The 25,435-nt window shown below is 69.8% G+C and carries 23 protein-coding genes; 8 read left to right on the top strand and 15 right to left on the bottom strand.

The window, feature by feature from the left end; genetic code table 11:
* From ABD768_RS37230 to ABD768_RS37240, 3 genes are read left to right on the top strand one after another with little or no spacing between them, the layout of a single operon-like run.
* Positions 1 to 549: a flavodoxin domain-containing protein gene (locus ABD768_RS37230; RefSeq protein WP_344848816.1), complete on the top strand. Its 549-nt coding sequence runs from the start codon at positions 1 to 3 to the stop codon at positions 547 to 549.
* Positions 546 to 2,063 (top strand): long-chain-fatty-acid--CoA ligase, encoded by a 1,518-nt coding sequence (locus ABD768_RS37235; protein WP_344848818.1) that lies wholly within the window; start codon positions 546 to 548, stop codon positions 2,061 to 2,063. The genes ABD768_RS37230 and ABD768_RS37235 overlap by 4 nt, the downstream gene beginning before the upstream one ends.
* Positions 2,064 to 2,065: 2 nt before the next feature.
* A complete protein-coding gene (locus ABD768_RS37240) occupies positions 2,066 to 3,460 on the top strand; it encodes a wax ester/triacylglycerol synthase family O-acyltransferase (RefSeq protein ID WP_344848820.1) in 1,395 nt (464 codons plus the stop codon).
* Here ABD768_RS37240 and ABD768_RS37245 read toward each other — a convergent pair.
* The 4 genes from ABD768_RS37245 to ABD768_RS37260 form a co-directional block, all read right to left on the bottom strand.
* Positions 3,453 to 4,250, bottom strand: coding sequence for an esterase/lipase family protein (locus ABD768_RS37245; protein ID WP_344848822.1), 798 nt, complete (start codon positions 4,248 to 4,250; stop codon positions 3,453 to 3,455). The genes ABD768_RS37240 and ABD768_RS37245 overlap by 8 nt on opposite strands.
* 13 nt (positions 4,251 to 4,263) lie before the next feature.
* Complete coding sequence (locus ABD768_RS37250) at positions 4,264 to 5,196, bottom strand: alpha/beta fold hydrolase (RefSeq protein ID WP_344848824.1); 933 nt, start codon at positions 5,194 to 5,196, stop codon at positions 4,264 to 4,266.
* Between the two features lie 7 nt (positions 5,197 to 5,203).
* Positions 5,204 to 6,550: a ferredoxin reductase family protein gene (locus ABD768_RS37255; RefSeq protein ID WP_344848826.1), complete on the bottom strand. Its 1,347-nt coding sequence runs from the start codon at positions 6,548 to 6,550 to the stop codon at positions 5,204 to 5,206.
* A 127-nt stretch (positions 6,551 to 6,677) separates the two neighbouring features.
* The gene (locus tag ABD768_RS37260) at positions 6,678 to 7,199 is read right to left on the bottom strand and encodes a DUF2231 domain-containing protein (protein ID WP_344848828.1); all 522 of its coding nucleotides are present in this window, start codon (positions 7,197 to 7,199) and stop codon (positions 6,678 to 6,680) included.
* Between the two features lie 244 nt (positions 7,200 to 7,443).
* On the opposite strand from ABD768_RS37260, the gene ABD768_RS37265 reads away from it, so the two are divergent.
* The 3 genes from ABD768_RS37265 to trhA are packed head-to-tail and all read left to right on the top strand — an operon-like array spanning position 7,444 to position 10,442.
* Positions 7,444 to 8,064, top strand: coding sequence for a DedA family protein (locus ABD768_RS37265; protein WP_344848830.1), 621 nt, complete (start codon positions 7,444 to 7,446; stop codon positions 8,062 to 8,064).
* A 1-nt stretch (position 8,065) separates the two neighbouring features.
* Positions 8,066 to 9,778 carry a phosphatidylglycerol lysyltransferase domain-containing protein gene (locus ABD768_RS37270; protein WP_344848832.1) on the top strand — a complete coding sequence of 571 codons (1,713 nt, stop codon included), beginning with the start codon at positions 8,066 to 8,068 and terminating at the stop codon, positions 9,776 to 9,778.
* On the top strand, positions 9,771 to 10,442 hold the full coding sequence (trhA, locus tag ABD768_RS37275; RefSeq protein WP_344848835.1) for a PAQR family membrane homeostasis protein TrhA: 672 nt from the start codon (positions 9,771 to 9,773) through the stop codon (positions 10,440 to 10,442). The genes ABD768_RS37270 and trhA overlap by 8 nt, the downstream gene beginning before the upstream one ends.
* A 19-nt stretch (positions 10,443 to 10,461) precedes the next feature.
* Here the strand turns inward: trhA and ABD768_RS37280 are convergent, their stop codons facing one another.
* The 6 genes from ABD768_RS37280 to ABD768_RS37305 all read right to left on the bottom strand — a co-directional run bounded on the left by ABD768_RS37280 (position 10,462) and on the right by ABD768_RS37305 (position 15,587).
* On the bottom strand, positions 10,462 to 10,911 hold the full coding sequence (locus tag ABD768_RS37280) for an FMN-binding protein (protein ID WP_343965083.1): 450 nt from the start codon (positions 10,909 to 10,911) through the stop codon (positions 10,462 to 10,464).
* Entirely contained in the window at positions 10,908 to 11,435 is a 528-nt protein-coding gene (locus tag ABD768_RS37285; protein ID WP_344848838.1) for an FMN-binding protein, read from the bottom strand. Before ABD768_RS37285 ends, ABD768_RS37280 begins: the two co-directional genes overlap by 4 nt.
* Before the next feature lie 19 nt (positions 11,436 to 11,454).
* Entirely contained in the window at positions 11,455 to 12,861 is a 1,407-nt protein-coding gene (locus ABD768_RS37290) for a ferredoxin reductase family protein (RefSeq protein ID WP_344848840.1), read from the bottom strand.
* A 67-nt stretch (positions 12,862 to 12,928) separates the two neighbouring features.
* Positions 12,929 to 14,152 carry a sensor histidine kinase gene (locus tag ABD768_RS37295; RefSeq protein WP_344848842.1) on the bottom strand — a complete coding sequence of 408 codons (1,224 nt, stop codon included), beginning with the start codon at positions 14,150 to 14,152 and terminating at the stop codon, positions 12,929 to 12,931.
* Positions 14,149 to 14,811 (bottom strand): response regulator transcription factor, encoded by a 663-nt coding sequence (locus ABD768_RS37300; protein WP_343965091.1) that lies wholly within the window; start codon positions 14,809 to 14,811, stop codon positions 14,149 to 14,151. The genes ABD768_RS37295 and ABD768_RS37300 overlap by 4 nt, the downstream gene beginning before the upstream one ends.
* A complete protein-coding gene (locus ABD768_RS37305) occupies positions 14,808 to 15,587 on the bottom strand; it encodes an FAD:protein FMN transferase (protein ID WP_343965093.1) in 780 nt (259 codons plus the stop codon). Before ABD768_RS37305 ends, ABD768_RS37300 begins: the two co-directional genes overlap by 4 nt.
* Positions 15,588 to 15,733: 146 nt before the next feature.
* On the opposite strand from ABD768_RS37305, the gene ABD768_RS37310 reads away from it, so the two are divergent.
* Together ABD768_RS37310 and ABD768_RS37315 are read left to right on the top strand one after the other, a co-directional pair.
* Positions 15,734 to 16,402 carry a response regulator transcription factor gene (locus ABD768_RS37310; RefSeq protein WP_343965095.1) on the top strand — a complete coding sequence of 223 codons (669 nt, stop codon included), beginning with the start codon at positions 15,734 to 15,736 and terminating at the stop codon, positions 16,400 to 16,402.
* On the top strand, positions 16,374 to 17,492 hold the full coding sequence (locus tag ABD768_RS37315) for a sensor histidine kinase (RefSeq protein ID WP_343965097.1): 1,119 nt from the start codon (positions 16,374 to 16,376) through the stop codon (positions 17,490 to 17,492). The genes ABD768_RS37310 and ABD768_RS37315 overlap by 29 nt, the downstream gene beginning before the upstream one ends.
* On the opposite strand, the gene ABD768_RS37320 is transcribed toward ABD768_RS37315, so the two are convergent.
* The 5 genes from ABD768_RS37320 to ABD768_RS37340 all read right to left on the bottom strand — a co-directional run bounded on the left by ABD768_RS37320 (position 17,449) and on the right by ABD768_RS37340 (position 25,422).
* On the bottom strand, positions 17,449 to 19,266 hold the full coding sequence (locus ABD768_RS37320; RefSeq protein ID WP_344848845.1) for a copper resistance CopC/CopD family protein: 1,818 nt from the start codon (positions 19,264 to 19,266) through the stop codon (positions 17,449 to 17,451). The two genes, ABD768_RS37315 and ABD768_RS37320, sit on opposite strands and share 44 nt — an antisense overlap.
* On the bottom strand, positions 19,266 to 19,748 hold the full coding sequence (locus tag ABD768_RS37325; protein ID WP_343965101.1) for a hypothetical protein: 483 nt from the start codon (positions 19,746 to 19,748) through the stop codon (positions 19,266 to 19,268). The genes ABD768_RS37320 and ABD768_RS37325 overlap by 1 nt, the downstream gene beginning before the upstream one ends.
* Before the next feature lie 63 nt (positions 19,749 to 19,811).
* Positions 19,812 to 22,853 (bottom strand): multicopper oxidase domain-containing protein, encoded by a 3,042-nt coding sequence (locus ABD768_RS37330; RefSeq protein WP_343965103.1) that lies wholly within the window; start codon positions 22,851 to 22,853, stop codon positions 19,812 to 19,814.
* Between the two features lie 11 nt (positions 22,854 to 22,864).
* Positions 22,865 to 24,154: a multicopper oxidase domain-containing protein gene (locus ABD768_RS37335; protein WP_344848847.1), complete on the bottom strand. Its 1,290-nt coding sequence runs from the start codon at positions 24,152 to 24,154 to the stop codon at positions 22,865 to 22,867.
* A 14-nt stretch (positions 24,155 to 24,168) separates the two neighbouring features.
* Positions 24,169 to 25,422 (bottom strand): multicopper oxidase domain-containing protein, encoded by a 1,254-nt coding sequence (locus tag ABD768_RS37340; RefSeq protein WP_343965107.1) that lies wholly within the window; start codon positions 25,420 to 25,422, stop codon positions 24,169 to 24,171.
* Between the last annotated feature and the right edge of the window lie 13 nt (positions 25,423 to 25,435).

Below are 25,435 nucleotides of genomic sequence, written 5' to 3' on the forward strand. Positions count from 1 at the left end.
ATGTCCAGAAAGGTACTCGTGGCCTATGCCACCAAGATGGGTGCGACCGCCGGGATCGCCGAGGCGATCGGCGCCGAGCTCCGCAACCACGGCCACCAGGTCGACGTCCGCGAGGTAGGGCAGGTCAGCACGATCGGCTGGTACGACGCGGTCGTCCTCGGAAGTGCTGTCTACGCTCACCGCTGGCGCCCCGAAGCCGTCACCTTCCTGCGCCATCACACCAAGGAACTGGGCAACCGGCAGGTGTGGCTGTTCCACAGCGGACCGGTCGGACCGGCCAGCGACCAGACCCAGCTGATGCCGAGGAAGGTTCAGCGGCTGGCCCGGCGGATCGGCGCGACCCCGGCGATGACGTTCGCCGGCAAGCTCACCACCGAGACGGCGGAAGGGTTCCTGGCCACCCGGATGGCCCGCACCGAGCTCGCCGGGGACTTCCGCGACTGGGAGCTGATCGCGGCCTGGGCGAAGGACGTCGCCGCGGCCATCTCGTCGGGCGACGTCAGCTCGTGGCACCGCGCCGAAACGGAGGGGCAGGAGGCGGCGCGATGAGTTTCAACCTGGCCACCATTCTGACCGAGTCGGCTCTCGGCCACCCCGACAAGGTCGCGGTGATCAGCGGCGCCCACCGGCTGACCTACGCCGAGATCGACGCCGCGTCCGACCGGTTCGCGACCGGCCTGCGCGACCAGGGCATCCGGCCCGGCGATCCGGTCGGGCTGCAACTGCCGAACCTGCCGCAGTTCGTGATCGCGTACTTCGGCATCCTGAAGGCGGGCGCGATCGCCGTCCCGATGAACGTGCTCTACAAGGCCGACGAGATCGCCTACATCCTGAAGGACGCCGGCACCCGGATGCTGATCACCTGGGCCGGGGTGGCCGAGGAAGCGGCCAAGGGCGCCAGCCAGGCAGGCGTCTCGAACCTCGTCGTCGTCACCATCCCGGGGATGCCGGACACAACCCTCGGTACGCCGTTCGAGCGCCTGCTGGCCGTCGCGCCGGACGGCCCGGCGGTCATCCACCAGCCCGACCCCGGCGACACCGCGGTGATCGTCTACACCTCCGGCACCACCGGCCGGCCGAAGGGCGCCGAGCTGACCCACTTCCAGCTCTTCATGAACGCAGACACCCCCGGCCGGCTGTTCGGCGTCCGCGACGACGACGTGATCATGGTGGTCCTGCCGCTGTTCCACATCTTCGCGCTGTCGAGCATCCTCGACGTCTGTGTCCGGTTCGCCGCCACGATGACACTGGTCCCCCGGTTCGACCCCGACACCGTGCTGGCCACCATCCAGCGCGACCGGGTGACCGTCTTCGAGGGCGTGCCGACGATGTACGTCGCACTGCTCAACCACCCGGGCCTCGACCGGTACGACGTGTCCTCGCTGCGGATCGGCATCTCCGGCGGAGCGCCGATCCCGGCCCAGGTGATCGACGACTTCGAGGCCCGCTTCGGGATCGTCATCCTGGAGGGCTACGGCCTGTCCGAGACCGCCTCGACGACCACCTTCAACGTCAGCGCCGAGGACCGGCGGGTGTACAGCGTCGGCCGGCCGATCTGGGGCGTCCAGGTGCAGGTCTGGGACGAGCACGGCCAGGTGCTGCCGCCGGGTGCGGACCACATCGGCGAGCTGATGGTCCGCGGGGTGAACGTGATGCGCGGCTATCGCGGAAATCCCGAGGCCTCGGCGGAGGCGTTCAGCGACGGCTGGTTCCACACCGGCGACCTGGGCTACGTCGACGAGGACGGCTACTTCTTCGTCGTGGACCGGAAGAAGGAACTGATCATCCGCGGCGGCTACAACGTCTACCCGCGGGAGGTCGAGGACGCCATCTACACCCATCCTGCCGTCGCGCAGGCCGCGGTGGTCGGGGTACCGGACGACCTGCTGGGCCAGGAGATCAAGGCCTTCGTCGCGCTGCGGGCCGGTCTGGAACTGACCGCGGAGGAACTGATCCGGCACGTCAAGGACCGGATCGCGCCGTACAAGTACCCACGGCTGGTGGAGTTCCGGCCCGAGCTGCCGGTCACCGCCGCGGGCAAGATCCTGAAACGGGAGCTCTAGCCATGGACCGGATGACTCCGCTCGACGCGCTGTTCCTCGAGGCCGAGGACGAGGAGCCGGGCGTCTCGATGGCGATCTCGTCGATCGCGGTGTTCGAGGGACCTGCCCCGACGTACGCCGAGTTCGCCGAGCTCCTGGCCGGACGGTTGCCACTCATCCCGCGCTACCGGCAGAAGGCGCGGCAGCTCCCGTTCGATCTGGGGCCGCCGGTCTGGTACGACGACGAGCACTTCGAACTCGACTACCACCTGCGGCACACCGCCCTGCCCGCTCCCGGCGGTGACGCCGAACTGGCCGCGCTGATGGCCAGGCTGATGTTCGCGCGGCTGGCCCGCGACCGCCCGCTGTGGGAGTACTGGCTGGTCGAGGGACTGCAGGACGGCCGCTGGGCGCTGATCTCCAAGGTCCACCACTGCATGGTCGACGGCGTCTCCGGGACCGATCTCTACTCCGTGGTTCTCGATCCTTCGCCGCGGCCACGAGCGGCCGTACCGGACAAGTGGTCGCCACAGGCCGAGCCGTCGACCTTCGGGCTCACAGCGGCCGCCGTCGGGCAACTGGTGCTGACCCCGATCCGGCAGCTCCGGCTGGCGGTCACCGGCCTCCGGCAGCCACGCAACCTCGCGTACCGGTCCTGGAGCATCGGCCGCGGACTGTGGGCGCTGTCCGAAGCACTCAGGCCCGCTACCCGGTCGTCGCTGACCGGCTCGTTGTCGTCGAGCCGGCGGTACGCCTTCGGGCGAGCGGAAGTCGCGCAGGTGAAGGAGATCCGGCACCGGCTGGGTGGGACGTTCAACGACGTCGTGCTCGCGGCGGTCGCCGGCGGCTTCAGGTCGCTGCTGCTGTCTCGCGGCGAGACGCCGAGGGAGAACTCGGTACGCACCCTGGTCCCGGTCAACATCCGCGCCCCCGGCCAGGAGAGCATCCGGGACAACCGGGTCTCGCTGATGCTCGCCAAGCTGCCGGTCCACCTCGAGGATCCGGTCGAGCGGCTGGCCGCGGTCCGGACCCGGCTCGACGAGCTGAAGACCGACCACGAGATCGACTCCGTCGCCCTGCTGACCGAGCTCGCCCGGCGGGAGCCGTTCGCGCTGATCGCCCCCGGCTACCGGCTCGCGGCGCGGTTCCCGCAGCGGTCGGTCGTCACGGTGGTCACGAACGTGCCCGGTCCGCGGGAGCCGCTGTACGCGCTCGGACGCCGGCTGGTCGAGATCATCCCGTACGTGCCGATCGGTTCCACGGTCCGTACCGGCGTCTCGATCCTCAGCTACTGCGACTCCGTCGCCTTCGGGGTGACCGGCGACTTCGAGGAGGCCGACCTCGCTGTCCTGGTGCGCGGCATCGAGGACAGCCTGGCCGAACTGGCGGCGGCCAGGCCGTCCGAACCGGTCAGTTGAGCCGATCGGCGGTGTCACCTGGGTAGTGACGCGCGAGCGCGGCAGGCGGCTCGAACGGACGCCACTGCCCAGCCGGTTGGGCAAGCCGGTCGGCAGCCAGCCAAAGCACGGCCGGGTTGTGGCCGTAGCCGAGATGGCTGCCGTTCACCGCGACGTTCTGCCGCAGTGGTCCGGCGGGCTCGACACAGGCCCGCCACGGCACGATCCCATCCTGCTCGGAGTAGACCGAGGTGGCCGGCATCCTGAGTGGTGGCCTGGTGTGCTCAGGCGGTGGCAACTCGGAGTCCGGCACATGCAGGTGGGACAGCATCCTCAGCACCCGATGGGCGCGGGTCTCGGACGGCAGGTTGAGCCGGTACGGGCTGCCGAGCGTGATCACGTCGCGGACCTGGTGCGGGTACTCCCGGGCCAGCTCACGCGCGTAGATCCCGCCCAGACTCCAGCCGATCAGGCTGATCGGCTCGCCGTGCCGATCGGACAGTTCCCGCAGGCGGTAGCGGATGCCGTCGACGGCATCCCTGGTCGGGCCGACGTTCCGGCCGAGATTCCAGCCGTGGGTCCGGTAGCCCAGGCGGTTCAGGAACCAGCGCATCGACGTGGTGGACGCGTCGGAGGCGAGCAGACCGGGGAGGACGAGGACGGGGTGGCCGTCGCCACGCGGGGCTGTTCGCAGTACCGACCTCGCGGTCGCCAGCTGGCCGAGGTCGACGACGCTGCGGCTGGGCTCGGTCAGGTACCAGTGCAGGGCCGGCCCGGTGGACTTCACTGCTCGAGCGGACGAGGTGCGCATCCTGGCCTCCTGGCTACCGATGAGTATCCCCTTCAGGGTATGCCGTTCCGGCCAACCAGGTCAGAATCCGCCCGGCGGTCGGCCCGGGGACCTCCAGCTGGGGCACGTGGCCGACCCCGGGGATCACCTCCACGGTCCATTCGGGGTGGCGCTGGGCGGCGTACGCGGCGATCGCGGCCGGGACCAAACGATCCTGCGCGCCGTGCAGGTGCAGGACCGGCACCCGGATCGCGTCGATCGTCGCCCAGGTCGCGCTCCGCCGGGCGCCGAGGGCCAGCAACGATCGCGCGGCCGTGAGGAAGGCCGCATCCAGCCCCCGGACTCTGGACCGCTGCTCGAGCAGTTCGGCCGAGGCTGCGACCAGCTCTTCGGGAACGGCCGAAGGATCCACGCAGCAAAGCTGCAGCAACCGATGGACCTGCTGTCTGGGCGAGCGTTGCCGCCGTTCGCGCGCGAGCGCCCAGCGACCCAGCACAGGGACGGCGAATCCGGCGAAGGCGGCGGTGATCGCAAGCTCCGGCCGTGCGCCGACGGCGGGCGGCAACGCCGGATCGATCAGCACCAGGCCTACGACGGTGCCGGGGTGACGTACTGCCTGCAGGATCGACACCATCCCGCCCATCGAGTTGCCCACCAGGATCATCGGGCCACCGATCACCTCCTGGACGAAGCGGTCCAGCATCCTCGCGTTCGCCTGGACCGTCGTAGACCTGCCCTGCGGATGGCTGAGCCCGAACCCGAGCAGGTCGACAGCCAGTACGCGGGCATCGGCAGCCAGGAGTGGTGCCAACAGAGCCCAGTTCAGATGGGACCCACCCAGGCCGTGCACCAGCACCATGACCGGGCCTGTCGGCTTGCCACCGAAGTCGACGTAGTGCACCGGCCCGTCGAGATCGACGAACCGGCTCGCTCCGCCCCAGCGGCTGATGCCACGGCCTCCAGTCATGGGCAGCTCAGACGGCGCCGAAGCGTTCGGTGTGGATGCGGCGGTGCGGGATGCCCAGCGCCACGAGGTCGCGACTGACCGAGGTGACCATCGGCGCCGGGCCGCAGAGGAAGTAGTGGAGCCGGTGGGGACGGCGTGGGAGGTTCCTGGCCAGCAGGTTCTGGCCGATCCGGCCGACCTCGCCGGTCCAGCCCGGTTCGGGCGTGCTGACCACCTCGATCACCTTGAGGTTCATCCGCGCCCTGACCTGTTCCACCTCCGGTACCAGCATCAGGTCGTGCCGGGTGCGGGCGGAGATGATCAGCCAGCCCCGGCGCCGGTCGCCACGATCGGCCAGCGTGCGCAGCATGCTCAGCAACGGCGTGATGCCGACACCGGCTCCGATGAACACGAATCCGGCCGCGTCCTCGAGTCCGTCGATGGTGAACCCGCCGTACGGCCCGTCCAGGAAGACCCGGCGTCCGGGCCGCAGCGCCGCGAGCAGCTCGGTGAAGTCGCCGAGCGCCTTGATCGTGAACTCCATCCGGTCCGGGTGGTCGGCCGACGACGCGATGCTGAACGGATGCTCCTCGAACACGAACGGCGTCGACCCGATCTTCAGCCAGACGAACTGACCGGCCTCGAACGGCAGCCCCGGATGGCCGTCGGCCTGGATCACCAGCGTCACGCCGTCACCGGGTACCGCGGCCACCGACTTGACGATGTAGGCGAACCGGCCGGCCCGGGCGGGCAGCCAGATCCAGCGGCGCGCGGCCAGCCCGGCCAGGAGCAGGCCGGAGCCGATGAACCAGGCCGCCAGCAGAACATCCGACACCAGGTGCCGAAGCCACCAGACGTGCAGCCAGGCGGCGATCAGGACGATCGCGACCAGCCCGTTGTGCACCAGCCGCCAGCCCTCGTACCGCGGTTGGCGCCCCGGACGGCGCAAGGCGAGGACGACGACCAGCACCAAGGCGACCGTCGACGTGACCGCGGCCCGGGCCGCCCAGGTGGTGTGCGCGAGATCGAGGATCGTGATGCCGCGTGGATCGAAGATCAGCACCGCGACGAGATGCACCAGCACCAGGACAACCGCGATCAGCGCGATCAGCCGATGGACGGCGAGCACGGTCTCGATCCCGAAGCTCGCGATCAGCCACGGCAGCCGGGCCGGCAGCGCGGCCGTCACGACCAGAGCGGAGTACGCGACCAGGCCGGCACTGAGCGCCACGGCCCCGCCCGGAGCCGTGTCCGGCGGGGCGAGCACGTGCCAGGTGAGCAGCAGCGGGATGAGCAGTACGGCGAGGTACCAGAGGAACCAGGTCAGTCGAGACAACGGGCCATGGACCCGGGCCGAGACTCGGTGCAGAGACATCGCGACTTGCTTCCGGGAACAGGGACTTTCGTTCAGGATGCTGGCAACGTACGCCGACATCGCGGGCGCGGGGAACAACGCTGAACACGTATGACAGGACTGTCATCTCCCGGCCGTCGACCACCCGTCAGCGGGCCGGCTGGGCGGTACCGACCTTGCCGTCCCAGCTCGCCTTCGCGCCCGAATCGCCGATCCGGTACACGTCGTACACCGCGACCCCGCCGGCGACGATCGACAAGACGGCGATCACCGCGGTCACCGCGGCAGACGCCGGGGCGAGGAACGTACGCCGCGTGGACGCCGATCCGGCCGGTGCCGACGTTGCCCGGCTCTCCCGGCCACGCCACCACACGGCCAACGCCATCACCGCGACCCCGATGGCAACGAAGACAGCGGTGTCCCCCAACTCTGTGTGAGCACGGATCAGCTCGGTGGAGGCCAGCCGGTGCTCGAGCCACTCGCCCGCGCTGGTGGTGATCGGTACCAGGGCGAGAACCACCAGCGACAGCAAGGCGTTCGGTCCGGCAAGCCGGCTACGCGCCGGCGCCCAGAGGGCGGTCAGGATCAGCAGCAGGGCGGACAGTGGCAGCAGTACGACAATCGCATGAACCAGCAACACATGCGCGGGCAACCCGTTGACGGTCGTCATCTACAGCTCCTCGAGACAGTGGACCCGGTCAAGCCGGTATCGGAACCCGAGCATGCCGTTGATTTCTTAGTGCTTTCTTGGACCATCGGGTGACGCGCGCTGCCGGTTCCGGACATCCGGGACCATCGCCGGACCGCCTGGGTCATCCGTCCCTGCCCGCCTCCGCGAACCCGGGCAAAGCTGGATTCAGAGAGGGGTGAGCCGTGATACCGAACGTTGCGCATCGACCGGCCGCCGGTGACCGATGAACGCCGTGTTCGACTGGCTGGCCGGGCTGCCTGCCTGGCTGGTCATCACCGTCGTCGTCCTGCTGCCCGCGCTCGAGGCATCCACCTTCCTCGGTCTCGTGGTGCCGGGTGAGACCGCTGTCATCGTCGGCGGCGTCGTCGCCCACGCCGGCGGCCTCCCGTTGTGGGCGGTGATGGTCGGAGCAGGGTTCGGCGCGATCGTGGGCGACCAGGTGGGGTTCATGGTCGGCCGACGGTACGGTCCCGGCCTGCTCGGCCGCCTGCCGCGCAGGCTCCGCAAGCCCGAGCGCATCGACAGCACCCTCCGGCTGATCGCCCAGCGCGGCGCCCTGGCGGTCGTACTCGGACGCTGGACCGCTGCCTTCCGCGCCCTCGTCCCGGGCATCGCAGGGATGAGTCAGATGCGCCGATCGACCTTCACCGTCGCGAATGTGATCGGCGGTGTCATCTGGGCGTTCCTGGTGGCGGGCGGCGGCTACCTGGCCGGAGCCTCGTACCGGGTCCTCGAACAACGGCTGGGCCTGGCGAGCGGATTCCTGCTCGCGATCTTCGCCGGCGGCATCATCACCGCCATCCTCGTCTACCGCCGCCGTCACCGCCGGCCGGCCAGGCGCTGAGATGGCCGGGCGTCCGCGCGGACACCCCCGCGATCCGGCGCGCTGGGCTCCCTGGATCGCCGGTCTGGTCTGCATCCTCGGGATCATCAGTGTGCTGGACGCGGTCAGCCCGCCCCTCCGGCCTCGCCTGAAGCCGCTGACCGCCGTACTACCGGTACTCGTACCCCAGGCCGCAAGTGCCGCGGTTCCGCTCGGCGTCGTCCTGGTCATGCTGTCCAGAGGTCTTGCCCGACGCAAGCGACGGGCATGGATCGGCGCGCTCACCGCGGCGTCCGGTCTGGTGGTGCTCAACGGCCTGGCCCACTCGACCGGTGAAGCCGTCGCGGCCGTCGTGGTCGTCGTTCTGCTGGTCTTCACCCATCAGGCCTTCACCGGTCGCCCGGACCCGGGCAGCAGGCGCAAGGTGATGGTCACCTTCCTGACCTCGTTCGTACTGGCCACCTCGGTCGGGGCCGCCTCCCTGATCGGCGACCCGGACGCGGTGGACCACCTGTCCGCGCCACAGCTGCTCCGCGAGGTCTGGCTGGGCTTCATCGGCATCAGCGGGCCGGCCCGATTCGAGTCGGACCAGACCCGGCAGAGGCTCGAAGCGACGCTGCTGCTGCTCGGCGTGATCGTGGCGGTGGCGACCGTCGTCATGGCGCTGCGAACCGCTCGGGCACCCAGACACCAGGTTGGTTCCGAAGGCGCGCGGTTGCGTGACCTGCTGGCCGCCTACCGCAACGACTCGCTGAGCTACTTCGCGCTGCGCGACGACAAGTCACTGATCTTCGGCCCCACCGGCAAGGCCGCCATCGCGTACCGGGTCGTCGCCGGTGTCTCCCTGGCCGGCGGAGATCCGATCGGTGATCCGGACGCCTGGCCGGGCGCCATCGACGCGTGGCTGGCCGAGGCCCGCGGCTACGCCTGGACGCCCGGCGTCGTCGGTGCCAGCGAACGAGGAGTGTCGAGCTACCGCGAGCACGGACTGAGCGCCATGCAACTGGGCGACGAGGCAGTCCTCGATGTCGCCGCCTTCAGCCTGTCCGGCCGGCCGATGCGCGCGGTCCGGCAAGCGGTGGCCCGGGCGGAACGGCGAGGCCACCTGGTCCAGGTACGCCGCCAGCGGGACATCGGCGACGCCGAGCTGGCCGACCTGTCCCGGCACCTCGCAGGCTGGCGCGCGGGTCAGGCGGAGCGCGGGTTCTCGATGGCGCTCGGCCGGTTCGGCGACCTCCGCGACGGCGATGCGACGGTGGTCAGCTGCCGCGACGAGACCGCCCGGCTGGTCGCCGTGTTGAGCCTGGTGCCGTGGAACGACGACGGTCTGTCCCTCGATCTGATGGTCCGCTCCCCCCGAGCGGGCAACGGAGTGATCGAACTGATGATCAGCGAACTGGTCCAGGCGGCTCCGGACCTCGGTATCGCCCGGATCTCGCTCAACTTCGCCGTCTTCCGCGAGGTCTTCGAGCGCGGCGGCCTCGCCGGCGCCGGGCCCGGGCTGCGGTTGTGGTACCGCATCCTGCTCGGGCTGAGCCGGTTCTGGCAGATCGAGTCGTTGTACCGGGCCAACGCGAAGTACCGCCCGGCCTGGGTTCCGCGATTCGTCTGCTACCAGCGCGTCCGGGAGCTGCCCCGGATCGCCTCGGCCACGCTGCAGGCCGAGTCCTTCCTCCGGCTGTCACCGGCGAAACTGATCGGTCCGGCCCGAAAGGAGACAAGCCGTCATGCATGACAAGAAGCACCCTGCCCTCCCCGACGTCGTCAAACCACTGCTGCGCGGCTGGTTGCACGCCGGCACCTTTCCACTGGCGATCGCGGCCGGTGTGGTGCTGATCGTGGCGGCGCCGTCGGCCGTCGCACGGGTCGCGGCGGTGGTCTTCGCCACCGCGTCCTCTGTGCTGTTCGGCGCCTCCGCCCTGTACCACCGGGGCCACTGGAGCCCGGCGACCTCGGCGGTACTGCGGCGGATGGACCACTCGAACATCTTCGTGATGATCGCCGGCACCTACACCCCGTTCGGTCTCCTGCTGCTCACCGGAGGCGATCGCGTCGCCCTGCTCACCGCGGTCTGGGGAGGCGCGCTCCTCGGCGTCTTCTTCCGGGTGTTCTGGCTGTCGGCGCCGCGCTGGCTCTACACGCCGATCTACCTTGCGCTCGGCTGGGTGGCGGTGTTCTGGATGCCGGACTTCTACCATCGCGGCGGTGCCGCGATCGTCGTTCTGCTCGCCGCGGGCGGGCTGGTGTATTCGGCCGGCGCGGTCGTGTACGGGATCAAGAAACCGAATCCGTCACCGAGCTGGTTCGGCTTCCACGAAGTCTTCCACGCCTGCACCGTGGCCGCGTACGTCCTGCACTACATCGCGGTCAGCCTGATCATCTACCAGCTCGTCGGCTGACCAGGTCGCCTCATCGCGGCTACTTGGTGAAGTGGGCTGTGTCGAGGGCGGACTGGAGGGAGCGGCGGTAGCCGTCGGAGGTGAAGGTGGCGCCGGAGACTGTGTCGATGGTGGCGCTTTGGGCGGTCAGGGCCTCTCGCTGGAGGATCGGGAGGGCGAAGGCGCTGATCGCGCGGTCGCGGTCGCCGGACGACGGTGCGGTCAGGGTCTTCACCGCGGTGATCCGCGACGAGTTGATCGTGACCTGGAGCTGGACCGGACCGTAGCGGGTCAAGGCCGACTGACCGTTGACCACGGTCGTCCGCTGTCCGCCGTGACCCGGCACGGTGCTGACTACTCCCGCCGAGGCGGCAGGAGCGGCTGGGCCGCCTACCCGGTTGGTACTGGTCGGGTACAGGAAGAGCAGGCCGAGTACTGCGGTCGTCGCGCCCAGCACGATGCTGTTCCGCCGCAGATGGCCGACTCTCACAGCGCACCGGCCTGGTGAGCGGCGTCCAAGGCCGACTGCAACGACTGGCGATACCCCTGGGACGTGAACGTCGCGCCGGACACCGCGTCGATGTGCGCCGACTGGGCGGTGACCACCTCCCGGTCCAGGACCGGTACGGCGTACGCGTTGATCCCATCCGTGGTGCCGTCGCCTTGCGGGTGCTCGATCGCCTGCGCCCGCTTGATCCGGCCGTGCTGCACGGTGATCCGCACCCGGACCGGCCCGTACTGCGTATCGACGAGATCGCCCTGGAAACCGGCAGCAGCCGTCGTCGCGCTCGGGGCCGGCTTCTTCGACGTACTCGAGGTGGGGGAACCGGCCGGGAGGCGCGGTGCGACCGTCGGCGCCGGGGAGGGCCGGGGCCGGACGTGCCGCGGCCTCCCGGCCGGCGTACTGATGGACGACGGCGCCGGCGAACCGTCCGACTGGGAACCGGCCCGCAGGCCCAGTCCCACCACGGCCAGCGTGACGACCGACATCGTCCGGACGACACCGCGTCTCATCGGCCACCTTCCTGATCGATCACCACGAGAACCTCTCCTGGTGCAGTTGGTCCGGCGGAAGCCCGGCCGCCAAGGCCGCTGTGCAGACTGCGTCCATCCAGGGATCCGGCCCACAGACGAACACGTCGTATCCCTCGATCCCCGGCACCAGGCTCCGCAGGGCGTCGACATCGGTCCAGTTGGAGGCGTTCTGCGGCAGCCACGACGGCCGGTCACGCAACCGCGGCCCGAGGACGTAATGCACCTCGATCCCTCGCCTGGCAGCCAGTTCATCGAGCTCGGCGCGGAAGACGAGGTCCTCCTCGCCGTGCGCACGGTAGACCAGCGCGGCGTCGCCCGGGGCGTAGTCGAGGTCTTCCAGCAAGGACCGCAGCGGCGTGATACCGATGCCGCAGGCAAGCATCGCGACCTTCAAGGTGACCCGGTGCTCACCGGTGAGCCGGCCGTACGGGCCCTCGATCAGCACCTTCGTGCCCGGCCGCAACCAGGCCAGTCGCCGACTGCCGTCACCTGCCTCCTTGGCGGTCACCCGCAACTGCCGTGGCGACGGGGTCGCCGACAGCGAATAGGGGTTGCCCCGCGACCAGCCCGACCCGTCCAAGAAGCGGAAGACGAAGTACTGGCCTGCCTTGGCCGGCAACCGGTGCAGCCCTCGCCCAGTGAGGTGGACCGACACCACGTCCGGGCTCTCGCGTACTACCGAGCTGACGGTGATGCCATGCCGCAACGAGCGCCACAGCGGAAGCCCGAGCCGGTAGACGAGCACGGCCGCCAGTGCCATCGCATAGACCGACCACCAGTAGACCCGCGCGAGCGACGAGGTGGTGAAGTCGGCACCCGTCCAGATCTCGTGTGGGATGGACAGGCCCACGCCCAGATAGGCATAGAGGTGGAGCAGGTGCCAGGACTCGTACCGCAAGGCGCGGCGCGCTATCCGCACCGAGGTGACCACCACCAGGGTCAGAGCGACGACAGCGGCCACGGCGAGCAGCATCCCGCCGTACGAGGTGACAACGCTCCAGGTCTCGTGCAGCAGATCGTTGTGATCGCGCAGGGTGTAGCCGATCAGGATCAGCGCGACGTGCAGCATCAGCAGGTTGAACGAGGCGAACCCCACCAACCGGTGCCGGCGAGCCAGCTCGTCCTGGCCGTAGCTGCGCTCGATCGCCGGTACGCGGGCCATCAGGATCACCTGGACCAGCAGCAGATCGGCGGCGACCAATCCGGTGATCCGGCCCAGTGACGTGAAGAGGTCTGCCGGTCCGGCGGCGAGCAACTGGGCACCACGCCCCGACAACCAGAGCGCGATCACGATCAGCACGCTCGCCCAGCAAGCGATCCCCGCGACGTCACGCCACCAGCGCGGAGTACGGCGGGTCCGGTGGCGGGTGTGTGCTGCCCGCGCAGGATTCAACAGGGAGGTCATCGGGACAACTGCCGGTCGGTCACTGCGGCTCCATCGGGTCGGATACCCCGAGGATGCGCCGGGATTCTTAGCCGTTCCTTGGAGCCGCGGGAAGAACGAGCTCGAACGTCGCGCCGGTATCGCTACGCACCAACCGGAGCTGGCCGCCGTGCCGGTTCGCCACGTCATGGGTCAGGGCGAGGCCGAGACCGTAGTGGGCCCGGCCGGAGCGATGACCGCCGGAGTCGAATCTGCGCAACACCCGCTCGGCGTCCTCGGGCCGGATACCGGGGCCGGTGTCGCTCACCTGCAGTACTACGTCGCGCCCCGACCGGCGGACGCCGACGCGGACCTCTCCCCCGTCCGGCGTGTGGTCGATCGCGTTGTCGACCAGGGCGAGGACTGCCCGCCGGAGCGCGGTGTGGGACCCGAGGACGGTGCAGTCCTCATCCGTCGCGCCATGCAGCAGGGTGACCCCGGCCGCGGTGGCATGAGCTCGGGCGCTGTCGGCCACCGAGCCCGCCAACCGGTTCAGGTCGACCGGCTCACGAGTCTCCTCGCTGCGCGGGTCCGCCGCCACCAAAAGGTCCTCGACCACCTCGCCCAGCCGTTGCGTGTCCTGGACGACACCGCGCGAGTCGCGTAGGACTTCCTCGCTCAAATCACTGCGTTGCAAGGCCCGGTTCAGCACCTGCGCACGGGTGCTCAGCAGCGTCAGCGGTGTCCGCAACTCATGACCCGCGTCGGCGACGAAAGCACGTTGCAGGGCAAGCGCCTGCGCTAGCGGCCGGACCGCCCGCCGCCCCAGCAGAATGCCGAGCAGCGCCGCGAACACCAGCCCGACAGCAGTCGCGAACCCCATCGCCTGCAGCAGTCGCGCCCGTTGCTGATGGGCCGTCGTGAGGTCCAGGACGGCCTGGATCGGCCGCCCGTCGCGGCGAACGGTGGCGATCCGGTACTCCGCTTCGTCGTCCTCCCGCACATTCGTCAACCGCACCGCCGGCCCTGCCGCAGTGCGCAATCCGGCCAAGGCGGGGTCCAGCTCGCCGGGCAGGCCGGCCGACCTCTCCAGGCCCTTCGGGGTGTCCATCACCAGCCAGATCCCCGAGGGTGGGTCACCGACGTCGTCAGCGGTGCGCAACGTGTTCCGCAGCAGGTCGTCGGCCGCTCCGGCCTGGCCGCGGACGACGACGATCGTCACCAGCACGACCAGGAGCAGCATCGCCGCTCCGACCAGCGCGGCCACCTGGACCGCGACCTCACGCGCGGCCCGGCGGACGAGCACCTGGTCACCGATCGGACGAGCGCTCATGAGCGACCGAGCCGGTACCCGAGCCCGCGGACCGTGCTGATCACTCCACGGCCCAGCTTGCGCCGGCAGTAGTGCACGTAGGTGTCGACGACGGTCTCGGACTCCGCCTCGTCGAAGACCCGCGCGAGCAACTCGGCCCGGCTGAAGACGACTCCCGGCCGCGCCGCCAGCAAGGCCAGCAACGCCGACTCCCGCTCCGACAACTCGACCAGGCCACCGTCGGTACGCCGTACCGTCCGCCCGGCCAGGTCGAGCCGCCCACCCGGTACGACGAGATGCTCCGCCCGATCGGGATGACGCCGGAGCAAAGCGCGCAGCCGAGCCAGCAACTCGGTCAACTCGAACGGCTTCGCGAGGTAGTCCTCCGCCCCCGCGTCCAGCCCGTCGACCCGCTCCGCCGTGGTTCCGCGCGCCGACAGCACCAGGATCGGCGTACTGACGCCCCGGCTGCGCAGCCGGGTGATCAGGTCGAGCCCCTCGATGGCCGGTAACCCCCGGTCGACGATCATCACGTCGAACTCCTGACTCAGCCCGAGATGCAGCCCGCGCTGGCCGTCCGGCGCGGCCGTCACCAGGTAGCCCTCGTCACCGAGCACCCGCCCGAGCAGCCCGGCCAGGTCCTGGTCGTCCTCCACCAGCAGGAGTCGTGTCGCGGTCATCCGGCGTCGCCCGGCTGAACGCGTGGCCAACCGGGCATCGCCCGGAGGGTGCCGTCGGTGTGCACTCCGAGTCCGGCATACCCAGGCAGCAGCGAGACGACCCGCGGCCAGTCGTCCCCGGCGACGAACGCCGCCGTGGCGAGCACATCCGCCCACTCCAGCGACGGCCCGGTCACCGACACCGAAGCCCAGTTGCCGACCACTGCTGCCCCGTTCCGTGGATCGTAGAGATGGGCTCCGCGCGCCGCCGTCCCACTTGTCGCGACCGCATCGCCGGTACTACGCACAGTAGCCACCACCGCACCAGGATCACCCGGATCCTGGATGCCGATGACGAACGGCTCGCCGCTCGGGCAGTGCACCACGACATCGCCACCCGCGTTGAGACACCAGTCGGCGCCGTCGACCTCGATCAGCAATCTGCTCGCCCGCTCCGCGGCCCAGCCCTTCACCAGCCCCGACGGATCCCAGCCGGCGGCCGGTGTCTCCGCGTCGAAGAGACCACCGGTGAGCTCACGGGCCCGCCGGCAGCGGTCGGCGACCTCGCGGACCACCGGAGCAGCGGCCTCCCAGCTCAGTTCTCCCCGCGCCAGCCGGCTCACCTCGCTGTCCGGACGGTACGGCGAGAAGGTCAGGTCGACCTCTCGTAGCTCTCGATACACCGCCTGGGCAGCGGCATCCGCGGCCGCCGTACGGGCCGCCGGGCCCCTGGCCAGCAAGCTGATGGGCAACCCCATCACCTGTTCGGCCCAGCTCCGCTTCTGCACTGTCGACACGAGGCAAAGGTACGTCGCACGACCCGGGACCGAATGACTGCGGGCTCTTCCGCAGACCGTGACGGAGAGTCAATATGTCCTTGGGGGGTCCGCGCCTGCGGACTCAAGGGGATGTGGGACCGGCTCCGGCCGGGCCTGGGGGTCAGATGACGACGATATTGGTGGTTGACGACGAACCCGAGCTGGTCCGTTTCGTCCGGCGCGGGCTCGAGGCCGAGGGCTATCAGGTGCTGACCGCGACCGACGGGATGGACGGTCTGCGGATGGCGCTGACCAGGAAGCCGGACCTGATGGTGCTCGACCTGCGGATGCCCGAGGTCGACGGTGAGGCCGTGATGGCCGGGGTGCTGGCACGCAGCCCCTCGACCCGGATCCTGGTGCTGTCCGCGGTCGCGGACGTCCAGGCGCGGGTCCGCTGTCTCGAGCAGGGCGCCGTGGACATCCTGGCCAAGCCGTTCGCGATCCGCGAGCTGCTGGCCCGGATCCGGTTCAGGCTGCGCGAGTCGACCGACCGGGACCCGGACGAGTTCGTTCTCCGGGCCGGGCCGATCGCGCTCGACGTCCGGACCCGCCGGCTGCGGGTGGACGGCAGCGAGGCGGTGCTGTCGGAGCGGGAGTTCCTGCTGATGCAGCACTTCATGCGCAAGCCGGACACGGTCTGCTCGCGCAGCGAGCTGCTCTCGGCGGTGTGGGGCTACGACTTCGACCCGGCCACCAACGTGGTCGATGTCTGTGTCCGCAGGCTGCGGGCGAAGATGACCAGAGACGTGATCCAGACGGTGCGCAATGTCGGTTATCAGCTTCAGATCGCGTGACGCCGGGCTCGCGGGGCGGCTCCCGCGGCTCCGGCAGGGCCTGCGGCGGCCGCAGTGGTACCGGCTGGTCGATGCCCTGCTGGCCGTCTTCGTGCTCGGGATGCTGGTCGCCATGAACCTGATGATCGAGCGCGAGGTGATCCCGTACCACCTGCTGTTCCTGGCCCTCACGCTCGTCTACGGCTTCCGGGTCTGGCCGCTGCTGCAGACCCTGCTGATCACCTTCGCGATCACCGTGCTGACCGGCTGGATCCTGGTGGTGCACCAGCTCCAGGACGGCAGCAGCCGGGCCGAGTGGGCCGAGATCCCGTTGATGCCGATGCTGTTCCTGGCGATGGTCTGGCACGCGCGCCGCCGGGTCGCCGCCCAGCAGCAGGTCGAGCTGATGGCCGAGGAACGGCTCGCCGTCTTCGACCGCGAACGGCAGTTCTTCCGGGAGGCCTCGCACGCGATGCGCACCCCGGTGACGATCGCGCGCGGTCATCTCGAGCTGCTCGAGCCGGTGGTGGCCGGCGACGAGTCCCGCCAGGACCTCGCCATCGCGATGCGCCAGGTGGACCGGCTGTCCGCGCTGTCCACCCGCTTGCTGGCGCTGGCCAAGCTCGACTCGGGCCGGGCCGTCCGGCATCAGGAGCTCGACCTGAGTGAGTTCCTCGACCAGATCGGGAACAACTGGCGCGACAGCGCCGACCGGGACTGGCTGGTCGACCGGTTGCCGTCGATGCCGGTGCTGGCCGATCCGGTCTGGCTCGAGCTCGCGCTGGACGCCCTGATCGAGAACGCCGTCCACTTCACCGGGCCCGGCGACCGGATCAGGTTGTCCGGTGGGGTTTCCGGCCGGTGGTACGTGATCGGCGTCGCCGACTCCGGGCCGGGCATCCGGGCCGAGGACCTGCCGCACGTCTTCGACCGGTTCTGGCACCGGCGCCCACCGACTGCGCCGATGGGCAGCGGCCTCGGGCTGCCGATGGCGCAGGCCACCGTCAAGGCACACGGTGGCCACATCACCGCCTCGACGGCGCCCGAGGGCGGGGCCTTGTTCGAGCTCACCCTGCCACGTCGGCAGGACTTCGGTCCGGTGGAGAGCTGACCACCACGGTGTCTCGACGGGATACCCGGCGGAGCCGGACCAGCATCGCCACCCACCAACCGCCGACCAGCAGGATCGTCACTGCGAACCAGAGCATCGTCAGCTCCTTCTTGATCGGAGCGGTGGACACCAGCGCCGTCCTCGCCGTCGCGTTCGTCCCACCGACCGCCCAGTTGTAGGCGTGCACCGCGTCCGGCAGACCAGGCCGCCGTACCGTCACCTCGACCCGGGCAGCCCCACTGCTGTTCAGCACCACGGCTGCCGACCAGCGACCGTCCGCCAGCCGCTCGGCCCGTACCGGCGGCGAATCGGTGCCGTCGGCATCGACCACCGCCACGGTCACCTGCTGGACCGGCGCGGGAGCCGGTCGCCTGGTGTCGAAGACATCGACCATCACCAGGTTCCGGCCGGGCAGGTTCGGCCGGACCGCCAGCGTCTGCTGAAGATCCGCGACCCGGGAGTCCTGCAGCGGTACCACCTCGGCCGCCGGGTCCTTGACGAGTTGCGGCTCGACCGCGGGCTGGCCACTGGTGATGACCGCGGCCAGTCCGAGCACGACTACAGCGAAACCCGCTTCCGCCGCGAGGGCCGAACGCCGCAGCGCCGCACCCGCCGTTCGCCGCAACCGGAAGTGGTTCATGAGACCGAGGACACCGATCACCGCGAAGACACCGATCTTCAGCAGCAGCGCCCGGCCGTAGAACGTGACCAGCGCGGCGTCGACCGAGCCGACCACCCCGCTCGTCAGGTAGATGCCTGAGGCGATGATCAGACTCACGCAAGCGGCGGCGGGCAGCCCGAAGGCCCGCAGTACAGCGAGAAGTTCGAGCCGCGGTCGCCGATCGCGCACGGACCAGGCGAACCACAGTCCGACCAGCACCGCGCCTGCCCAGGTGGCTGCCGCGGTGAGATGGATCGCGTCGGCAACCACCCGCGTGGACAACACCCCCTGACCGGCACCCGAGTGTCCGGTCAACGCGCTGCCCAGCGCGACCAGAGCCGCGCCCAGGACCAGTACCGGCCCACGACCCCGGTAGCGGCACCCGACAGCAGCGCCCACCAGCAGCAGGAAGCCTGCCTCGCGGAGACCCCATCGCAGGCCGTACGAACTGCTGAGCAGCTCCGTGGAGCCTGCCTTCGAAGTCTGATATCCCAACAGCAGAAGGGCTCCAACGGCACCCGAGCTGCCGCCGGCCAACTCCCCGCGATGAGCCACCCGCGACCATCCGGCGCCGGCGGTGGCCGCTTGACGCCGAGCGAGGCGACCCATCAACGCACCGCCGAGTGCGAGGGCCAACGCGCCGAACACCAGCCAGCGCAGGACGACCTCGCCCGGAGCAGGAACCGGTTCATCGAGACCGGCAGCAGCCACCGCGTGGCCGATGCCGAAGACCAGGACGCCTGCAGTCCGGTGCAGGTCGTCGGCCGACAACGTCTGCCAGGACACCCGGTAGGCGCCCTTGGGCAGCGTGGGCAGGGTGGCCAGTACCTCCGACGGCTCTTCACCGCCTTCGCCCACAACTCGTACATCGCTAACCGGGTAGTGCTTGCCGTCCTCTGCCACCACGTCGATCTGCGTCGCGGCGGGAACGACCGTCTCGCTGAACGCCAGCCGCAGCCGGGTAGGTGCCACCGACAACGAGGAGCCGTCGGCCGGACTGGTCGAGGTGAGGTAGGCATGGGCGCTCGCGGTCTGCGGAGACCACGTGACCAGCACGCCGACGAGCAGCAGCAAACCGGCGAGCCGGCGGAGGCGGGCCGATGTCGCGGACATCAGAGCACCGGAGCATGCAGCAGGCTGAGGTCTCCCAGCCTGATCGTGGCCTTCTCGCCGTGCCGCAAGGCGCCCTTGGTGTTCTGGTACACCAAGTAGTACGTCTGGCCGGATCGCAGGCTGTGTCCCTGCTTCATCACCGACACCCGCTTCGTCCCACCGTCGCGGTCCTCGCTGCGTAGCTCCGGCGGATGCTGAACGTCCGACTGGAACCGGGTGGCCTTCTCGCTGTCCAGGACGACGTAGGTCAGCGTGACCAGTCCCCCGTCGCCGACGACGGCGACCCGGGAGAAGCGCACACCGTACTTCTCCTCGATCGTCGAGCTCTGCGGGAACGCCGCGGGGTCACCCGAGGCCCAGAGCTTGACCGCGACCAGCCCGCCGGCGACCAGGGCCACCGCCAGGACGGCGATCAGGATGACGAGACGATTGACCCGGCGGCGCGGCGTCGGGCTTGCTTCACGGTGAATCGTGTCCAGCATGGCGGTCCCCTCCCAAGGACGGCGCCGGGGCCCTGAACGCCCAGGGCCCCGGCGGTCTTACCGCTACGGCATCGTGTACCTGGTCGAGGCGAAGCTGTCGAAGTACGCCCGTCCAGTGGAGCTCGCACTGATCCCGGCCGACACCCCCAGCCAGGCCGTGTCGATCCGCAGGGTGCTGGTGTTACCGGTCTGCAGTGACCGGCTGACACCGTCCACCGACAGCCGCAGCGATCCTGCGCCCGTACCGGTGGCCGGCCCCGAGGTCCAGTCGACCTGCAAGGTGTGCGGACCGGCGGTGAGGGTGACCCAGTTGCCGGTCAGAGCCCCTGCGCCGCTGCGATCGAGGATCGTCCGGACCTGCGCAGAGCCGGCGGTGAACCGGTACTCCAGCGCGTAGACCTGACCGTTCGCGGCGGTCCGGCCCTGCAACAGGCTCAACGCGGTGTTCACGTTGGTCCCCGAGGTCAGCGTGTTCCGGTTGAACACGAACCTCGCGTGGTACGACGTCTCGGCGTTCGGCGTCAGGTCGGTCAGGTACCCGTTACCCGGCAGCGTGACCTGCAGACCACGGGTACTCCCTGGCTCGATCGCCGTCGGCAGCGCGGCCGTGGTCGTGTTGAGGACACCACCGGTGGTCGCGCCCCAGAACCCGAAGCCACCCGACTCGAAGTTGTCGGAGAAGATCGCGTTCGGCCGTTGCACCGAGACCGTGGTGTTCACGGACTTGCTCCAGTTGCCGGCCAGGTCCTGCACCCGCAGGTTGAACACCTGGTTGCCCGGCGGCACCGAGGCCAGCGGCACGGTCACCTGGACCTTGCCGGCGACCACGCTGACCGGGAGCGAGATGCCCTTGCCGACACCGGGATCGGTGCCGCCCAGCCAGTACTCCGCCTTGGCGATCAGCGAAGCGTCCGTGACCGGCGCTGTCAGCGTCAGCGTGGTTGCTCCGTTGGTCGGGTTCGGCGAGGCGGTCAGCGCGCCGAGTACCGGCGCCGTCTTGTCGACCACCAGGTTCACCGCGAACAGCGAACCCCAGTTGCCGGCCGCGTCCTGTCCTCTGACATAGACGTGATGGGTGCCGTCGGCAAGTGCCTTCACCTGGGTGAGCGGGATCAGCCCGTAGAACGCCTCACTGGTGGAGTTCAGCGTGCCGTCGACCGGAAGCATCTGCAGCCCTGTTCCGCCCGCCGGGTTGGGCGAGGCCGGATCCAGGAACGCCTCCGCATCGGTCAGCAGGCTCTGCAGCGCGCCACCGGCGTCCTTGTCGGTGATCTGCGCCGAGACCAGCAGGCTGCCCGGGTGACTCTTGTCCGCGAGCACGGCGTTGGTCGGGTTCGGCCCGACACTGGCCGCGTCGACGGCCGGCCCGGTCACGTCGATCGGCAACGAGATGTCGAGCGGCGGTCCCCACAACCCCAGCGAGTCCTTGCTGTGCACGAACACGTGGTGCTCGCCCTCGCCCAGCGTGCTGAGCACGGCCGGCGACAGGTCGGCGTCCTCGGCCACCACCGTGGCGCTGCGGTTCAGCGTCAGCGGTGTACCGGTTCCGTCGGCGCCGACGGTGTCGAGGAAGTACTCGGCGTCCGTGATGAGTCCACCCGCGTCGGTGTCGTCACCGGTCGCCGAGATGCTGACCGTGACGGCGCCGTTGGCCGGTACGTCCGCGATCGATCCGTTGATGGTCTGCGGACCCGTCTTCGGCAGGTTCAGGATCGCCGAGCCGACGACGCCCCAGTTGCCGACGGCATCGAGCGCCCGGACGAACACGGTGTGCCGGCCGGCGTCGAGGGCGGCCAGGACCGCGGTACTGATCGTGCCGGTCGCGCCGGTGATGCTGACGCCGCTGCCGGGCAGCGACATCGGCGTACCGAATCCGACGCCGGTGGTCACCGCGTCGTCGATCACGAACTCGGCCTGGCTGACCGCCGAGCCGCCGGTCGTTGCGTCACTGAGGTCGGCCGTCACCGTCACCGGCGTGAGGCCGGTCGACGGGTTGGGCGCGAGTTTGATGTGACTCGAGACCGGCCCCACCCCGTCCGTACTGGGCGGCGGGGCGTTGGTGTCCAGGAAGGTGAGCATGCCGCCGAACGCCAGCTGGCTGGGATCGGCGGTGTGCTGGCCGTTGTTGTCCAGGTGCCTGGCCGTCTCGTAGAGGGCCAGTTTGGCCTCCGGCCCGGTCGGCATCGTGACGAGTGAGTCCAGGGTCTGGCCGGGATCGATGCTCTCGGCCGCGACCGTGGTCGCGTAGTGCGCGGGATGGCCGCCCTGGGCGATCTCGGTCTGCAGCCCGCCGAGCACCGTCATCGGGTGCGTCAGCGAGCCCACGTTCACGTACCGGACGAGCACCTTGTGCCCCTGGTCGGTCGCGATCGGATCGCTGGCCGGGTAGGGCTTGCCGTTGATCAGCCGGTACTTCGGGCTGAACTTGCGCAGGTCGAACGCCGCCGGGTTGGCGTTGAACGCCGGGTCGATCTCACTCAGCACGACCACCGCGTCGTCGTCGTACCCGGACGCCGGATAACCGGCCGGCTGGGTCCCGTACGCCGTGCCGTCGGCGGGCAGCACCACTAACGCGCCGGCCAGACCCATGGCGACCTGCCGAGCGCCACCGGAGGTGTGCCCGGCTTCGTAGAGGAAGGTTCCCGGGCGACCCGCCGTGAAGCTGTAGGCACGAGTGGCGCCCGCTGCGATCCCGGTGGTGTCCTCTCCCCCGGTGGGCAGCGGCTGACCGGGGAACGCCAGCGAAACACTCTGGCCGGCCACTTCGTTGTGGAGCGTGACGGTCACTTGGTCGCCCTGGTGGACCACCAGCACCGGGCCGGGTGCGGTCGCCGAGGCGGCCGCCCCGGTCGAGGAGAAGCCCCAGATGGGGACCGGCACACCCAGCAGGGTGGCCGTGCCGGTCATGGCGTACAGGTCGCAGGCGGCAGTGCCCGCGCCAAAGGTGCAGCCCCTCGGCGTGAGCTTGCCGACGGCAACCGATGCCCGCGCGGGAAGTTGCTGCGCGGCAGTGGGTGCGGGCGTCGCCGTCGCGTGCAGCGAGAGCGTCACGCCGAGCGTCGCGGCCGTCAGGATCGCAGCGGCGACACGGAATCTGTTCGTCATCGTCGGAGTCCTCACTGGCCTGTGCAGCCGGCCGGCGGGTCGATGCGGAAGACCGTCATCATGCCGCCGAAGGCCGCCCCGTAGTTGGTCGCTTGTTCCAGCGCGTGGCTGTGCGCGATGTGGTAGTACTCGCCACATTCGTTGTTCTGCGTCAGGTTCGACGGCACCGCGTTCTTGGTGCCGAGGTAGCCGCTCTCGGAGAACCAGGTGTCCGGGCCGACCAGCAACTGGTCGGTGATCGCCGGGATCTGGGTCGGGATCGGGTTGGTGGTCGCGTTCCAGTGCTCGACGTCACGCCAGTCCATCAGCACGTCGAGGGTCTGGCCCGGACCGACGTCCAGGTCGTACTTCTCGTACGACAGGTCCTGGCCGTCCGGCCCCTGCAGGGCATGCCCGTCGCGGTTGACGACGCGCTCGTCGCTGCCGTGCGGGTGGAACGGGTAGTTGACGCTGCCTGCGTTGAGGTAGCGGATGGTGGCCGGCAACGGGTTCGTCGCGGCGTCGTACGGCTTGATGTGCACGAGCGCGCCGTACGGCTGGCCCGGTAGCCAGGGCGCGTTGTTCGGCGCCAGCGTGTCCGGCATGCTGCGGCCGTTGATCAGGAAGTACCGCGACTTGGAGCCGTTCAGCTCGACCGGCTGGTTGCGCTCGACGGCCAGGTGCACGTCCGGGTCGATCTCGGAGAGCAGGTAGACGTACTCCTTGCCGTTCGCGAAGGCGGAGTCGGGCCGGTCGTTCACCTGGTTCGCGTGTCCGGCGGGCCGGACCACCAGCGCGCCGTACAGGCCCATCTGCTGTTGCTTGTCGACGTCGGTACCGGTCACGTACAGGTACGTGCCGGGGCTGCCCGCCGTGAAGGTGTAGGTGACCGACCCATCCGTGGCGGCCGCGGACTGGACCAGCGAGGTCAGCGACCCGCCCGAGTCGAACTGGGGTTGTGCCGGGTTGCCGTTCGCCTTCACCGACTGCTGGCCGGGGAACACGATGGAAGTGGCCTCAGGCAACTTGTTGTGCAGGACCACGGTGACCGGCCGGCCCGACTCCACACACAGGGTGGGACCGGGCGACTGGAAGCCGCGCTTGCTGTTGCCGTAGCTCCACATGTAGATCGAGTTGCCGTCCGGAGTGGAGACGTAGCCGTCGCTCGCGGTCAGCGAGAAGGTCTGGTTCGGATCGGTGTCGCAGAGCAGCCCCTCCGACATCGCCGCCACCGAGGCCTGGGTCCACACCACGGCCGGAGCGATCACCAGCACCGCGGCCGCCGTCAGCGACAGCAGCCGCTGGATCGAGAGTCGTTTCATCGTCATCGCCCCCCTCACGCGTTCGCCGCGGTCTGGGCGGGATAGGTGCCGGGTGGTCCGACGACGATCTTCGTCATCATCCCGCCGTAGCCGGCCCCGCCGCCGTTCTCGAGATAGGAGTACTTGCGGTCGTACAGCAGGTACTCGCCGGGTCCGGGCGCGACGAACAACGCGTCCCGGCTCTCGCCCGGCCCGATCTCGACCATGTTCGTGGTCAGGTAGTTGGTGGTGCCGTCGCGCCCCTTCAGCAGGCTGGCGTCCTTCGCGATCACCGTCAGGTCGAGGTTGTCCACGGTCATCGCGTGGTTCTGGTAGCCCAGGTTGGACATCCGCAGCAGCACCCGGTCACCGGCGTTGCAGCGGATCAGCGAGGAGATCGGCTGGTACTGCAACCGGCCGGCCGCGGTGCTGAGCGGATCGCCGTTGGCGGCGACGGTGTCCGGGTAGGCCCGGCCGTTCAGCAGCCAGAAGCTCGGGTCGTAGTCGGTCCAGTCGTTCACCTGGATGTGCGCGTCCCGGTAATGGGCCGCCGACCACAGCTCGGTCAGCATGAAGGCGAACTCCCGGTCGTACGCCGTCGAGCCGTCGCCGTCGTTGTAGGCGTACCGCTCGCCCGGATGCAGCGGCGTGCGGTTCTGGGCCGGGCGGACGAACACCATCCCGGTCATCCCCATCTGGACGTGCTCCACGTCCTCGAAGTGGCAGTGGTACATGTACGTGCCGGCGTCGTGCGGCCGGTAGAAGTACGTCAGGTCCCGCCCGATCGGGACCGCCAGCGAGAGCTCCGGCACGCCGTCGAACAACGGGATCGCGTTGACGAAACCGTGCCAGTGCAGGGTGTGCCCGTCGAACAGGTCCGGCCGCTGGGCCAGGCCGAGGTTGGTGAGCGTCAGGTAGACGTCGTCGTCCTCGTCGAAGGCCATCATCGGAGCACTCACCTGTGCCTTGCCGCGCTGGGCGGCGACCAGGTTGGAGCTCATCCCGGTCACGTCCCGGAAGCCGAAGACATAGGTGTTGAACGGGCTGGGCGCGAGCGGGTCGGGGAAGAAGGGTGGGTCGGGCGGGGCATCGCCCGGCATCGCCACCCAGCCGTCGGTACCGGCCAGGTGGACCTGCTTCATCGGGTGCGCGACGGTGGCGCGGTTCGGCGCCGCCAGCACCTGGCTCGAGCTGAGCAGGCCACCGCCGAGGACGGCACCGCCGACGACACCCGCACTGGTGAGAAAGGAACGCCGCGACAGTCCGCGCGGCACAACTGCATCAGTCATTGGGATCTCCCGT

The sequence above is a fragment of the Kribbella ginsengisoli genome, from assembly GCF_039537185.1.
Taxonomy (GTDB): domain Bacteria; phylum Actinomycetota; class Actinomycetes; order Propionibacteriales; family Kribbellaceae; genus Kribbella; species Kribbella koreensis.

Excerpts from the sequence above, each read along its gene's own strand:
- ABD768_RS37230 (WP_344848816.1), top strand. The coding sequence starts at position 1 with ATGTCCAGAAAGGTACTCGTGGCCTATGCCACCAAGATGGGTGCGACC.
- ABD768_RS37235 (WP_344848818.1), top strand. The coding sequence starts at position 546 with ATGAGTTTCAACCTGGCCACCATTCTGACCGAGTCGGCTCTCGGCCAC.
- ABD768_RS37240 (WP_344848820.1), top strand. The coding sequence starts at position 2,066 with ATGGACCGGATGACTCCGCTCGACGCGCTGTTCCTCGAGGCCGAGGAC.
- ABD768_RS37245 (WP_344848822.1), bottom strand. The coding sequence starts at position 4,250 with ATGCGCACCTCGTCCGCTCGAGCAGTGAAGTCCACCGGGCCGGCCCTG.
- ABD768_RS37250 (WP_344848824.1), bottom strand. The coding sequence starts at position 5,196 with ATGACTGGAGGCCGTGGCATCAGCCGCTGGGGCGGAGCGAGCCGGTTC.
- ABD768_RS37255 (WP_344848826.1), bottom strand. The coding sequence starts at position 6,550 with ATGTCTCTGCACCGAGTCTCGGCCCGGGTCCATGGCCCGTTGTCTCGA.
- ABD768_RS37260 (WP_344848828.1), bottom strand. The coding sequence starts at position 7,199 with ATGACGACCGTCAACGGGTTGCCCGCGCATGTGTTGCTGGTTCATGCG.
- ABD768_RS37265 (WP_344848830.1), top strand. The coding sequence starts at position 7,444 with ATGAACGCCGTGTTCGACTGGCTGGCCGGGCTGCCTGCCTGGCTGGTC.
- ABD768_RS37270 (WP_344848832.1), top strand. The coding sequence starts at position 8,066 with ATGGCCGGGCGTCCGCGCGGACACCCCCGCGATCCGGCGCGCTGGGCT.
- trhA (WP_344848835.1), top strand. The coding sequence starts at position 9,771 with ATGCATGACAAGAAGCACCCTGCCCTCCCCGACGTCGTCAAACCACTG.
- ABD768_RS37285 (WP_344848838.1), bottom strand. The coding sequence starts at position 11,435 with ATGAGACGCGGTGTCGTCCGGACGATGTCGGTCGTCACGCTGGCCGTG.
- ABD768_RS37290 (WP_344848840.1), bottom strand. The coding sequence starts at position 12,861 with ATGACCTCCCTGTTGAATCCTGCGCGGGCAGCACACACCCGCCACCGG.
- ABD768_RS37295 (WP_344848842.1), bottom strand. The coding sequence starts at position 14,152 with ATGAGCGCTCGTCCGATCGGTGACCAGGTGCTCGTCCGCCGGGCCGCG.
- ABD768_RS37300 (WP_343965091.1), bottom strand. The coding sequence starts at position 14,811 with ATGACCGCGACACGACTCCTGCTGGTGGAGGACGACCAGGACCTGGCC.
- ABD768_RS37310 (WP_343965095.1), top strand. The coding sequence starts at position 15,734 with ATGACGACGATATTGGTGGTTGACGACGAACCCGAGCTGGTCCGTTTC.
- ABD768_RS37315 (WP_343965097.1), top strand. The coding sequence starts at position 16,374 with ATGTCGGTTATCAGCTTCAGATCGCGTGACGCCGGGCTCGCGGGGCGG.
- ABD768_RS37320 (WP_344848845.1), bottom strand. The coding sequence starts at position 19,266 with ATGTCCGCGACATCGGCCCGCCTCCGCCGGCTCGCCGGTTTGCTGCTG.
- ABD768_RS37325 (WP_343965101.1), bottom strand. The coding sequence starts at position 19,748 with ATGCTGGACACGATTCACCGTGAAGCAAGCCCGACGCCGCGCCGCCGG.
- ABD768_RS37330 (WP_343965103.1), bottom strand. The coding sequence starts at position 22,853 with ATGACGAACAGATTCCGTGTCGCCGCTGCGATCCTGACGGCCGCGACG.
- ABD768_RS37335 (WP_344848847.1), bottom strand. The coding sequence starts at position 24,154 with ATGAAACGACTCTCGATCCAGCGGCTGCTGTCGCTGACGGCGGCCGCG.
- ABD768_RS37340 (WP_343965107.1), bottom strand. The coding sequence starts at position 25,422 with ATGACTGATGCAGTTGTGCCGCGCGGACTGTCGCGGCGTTCCTTTCTC.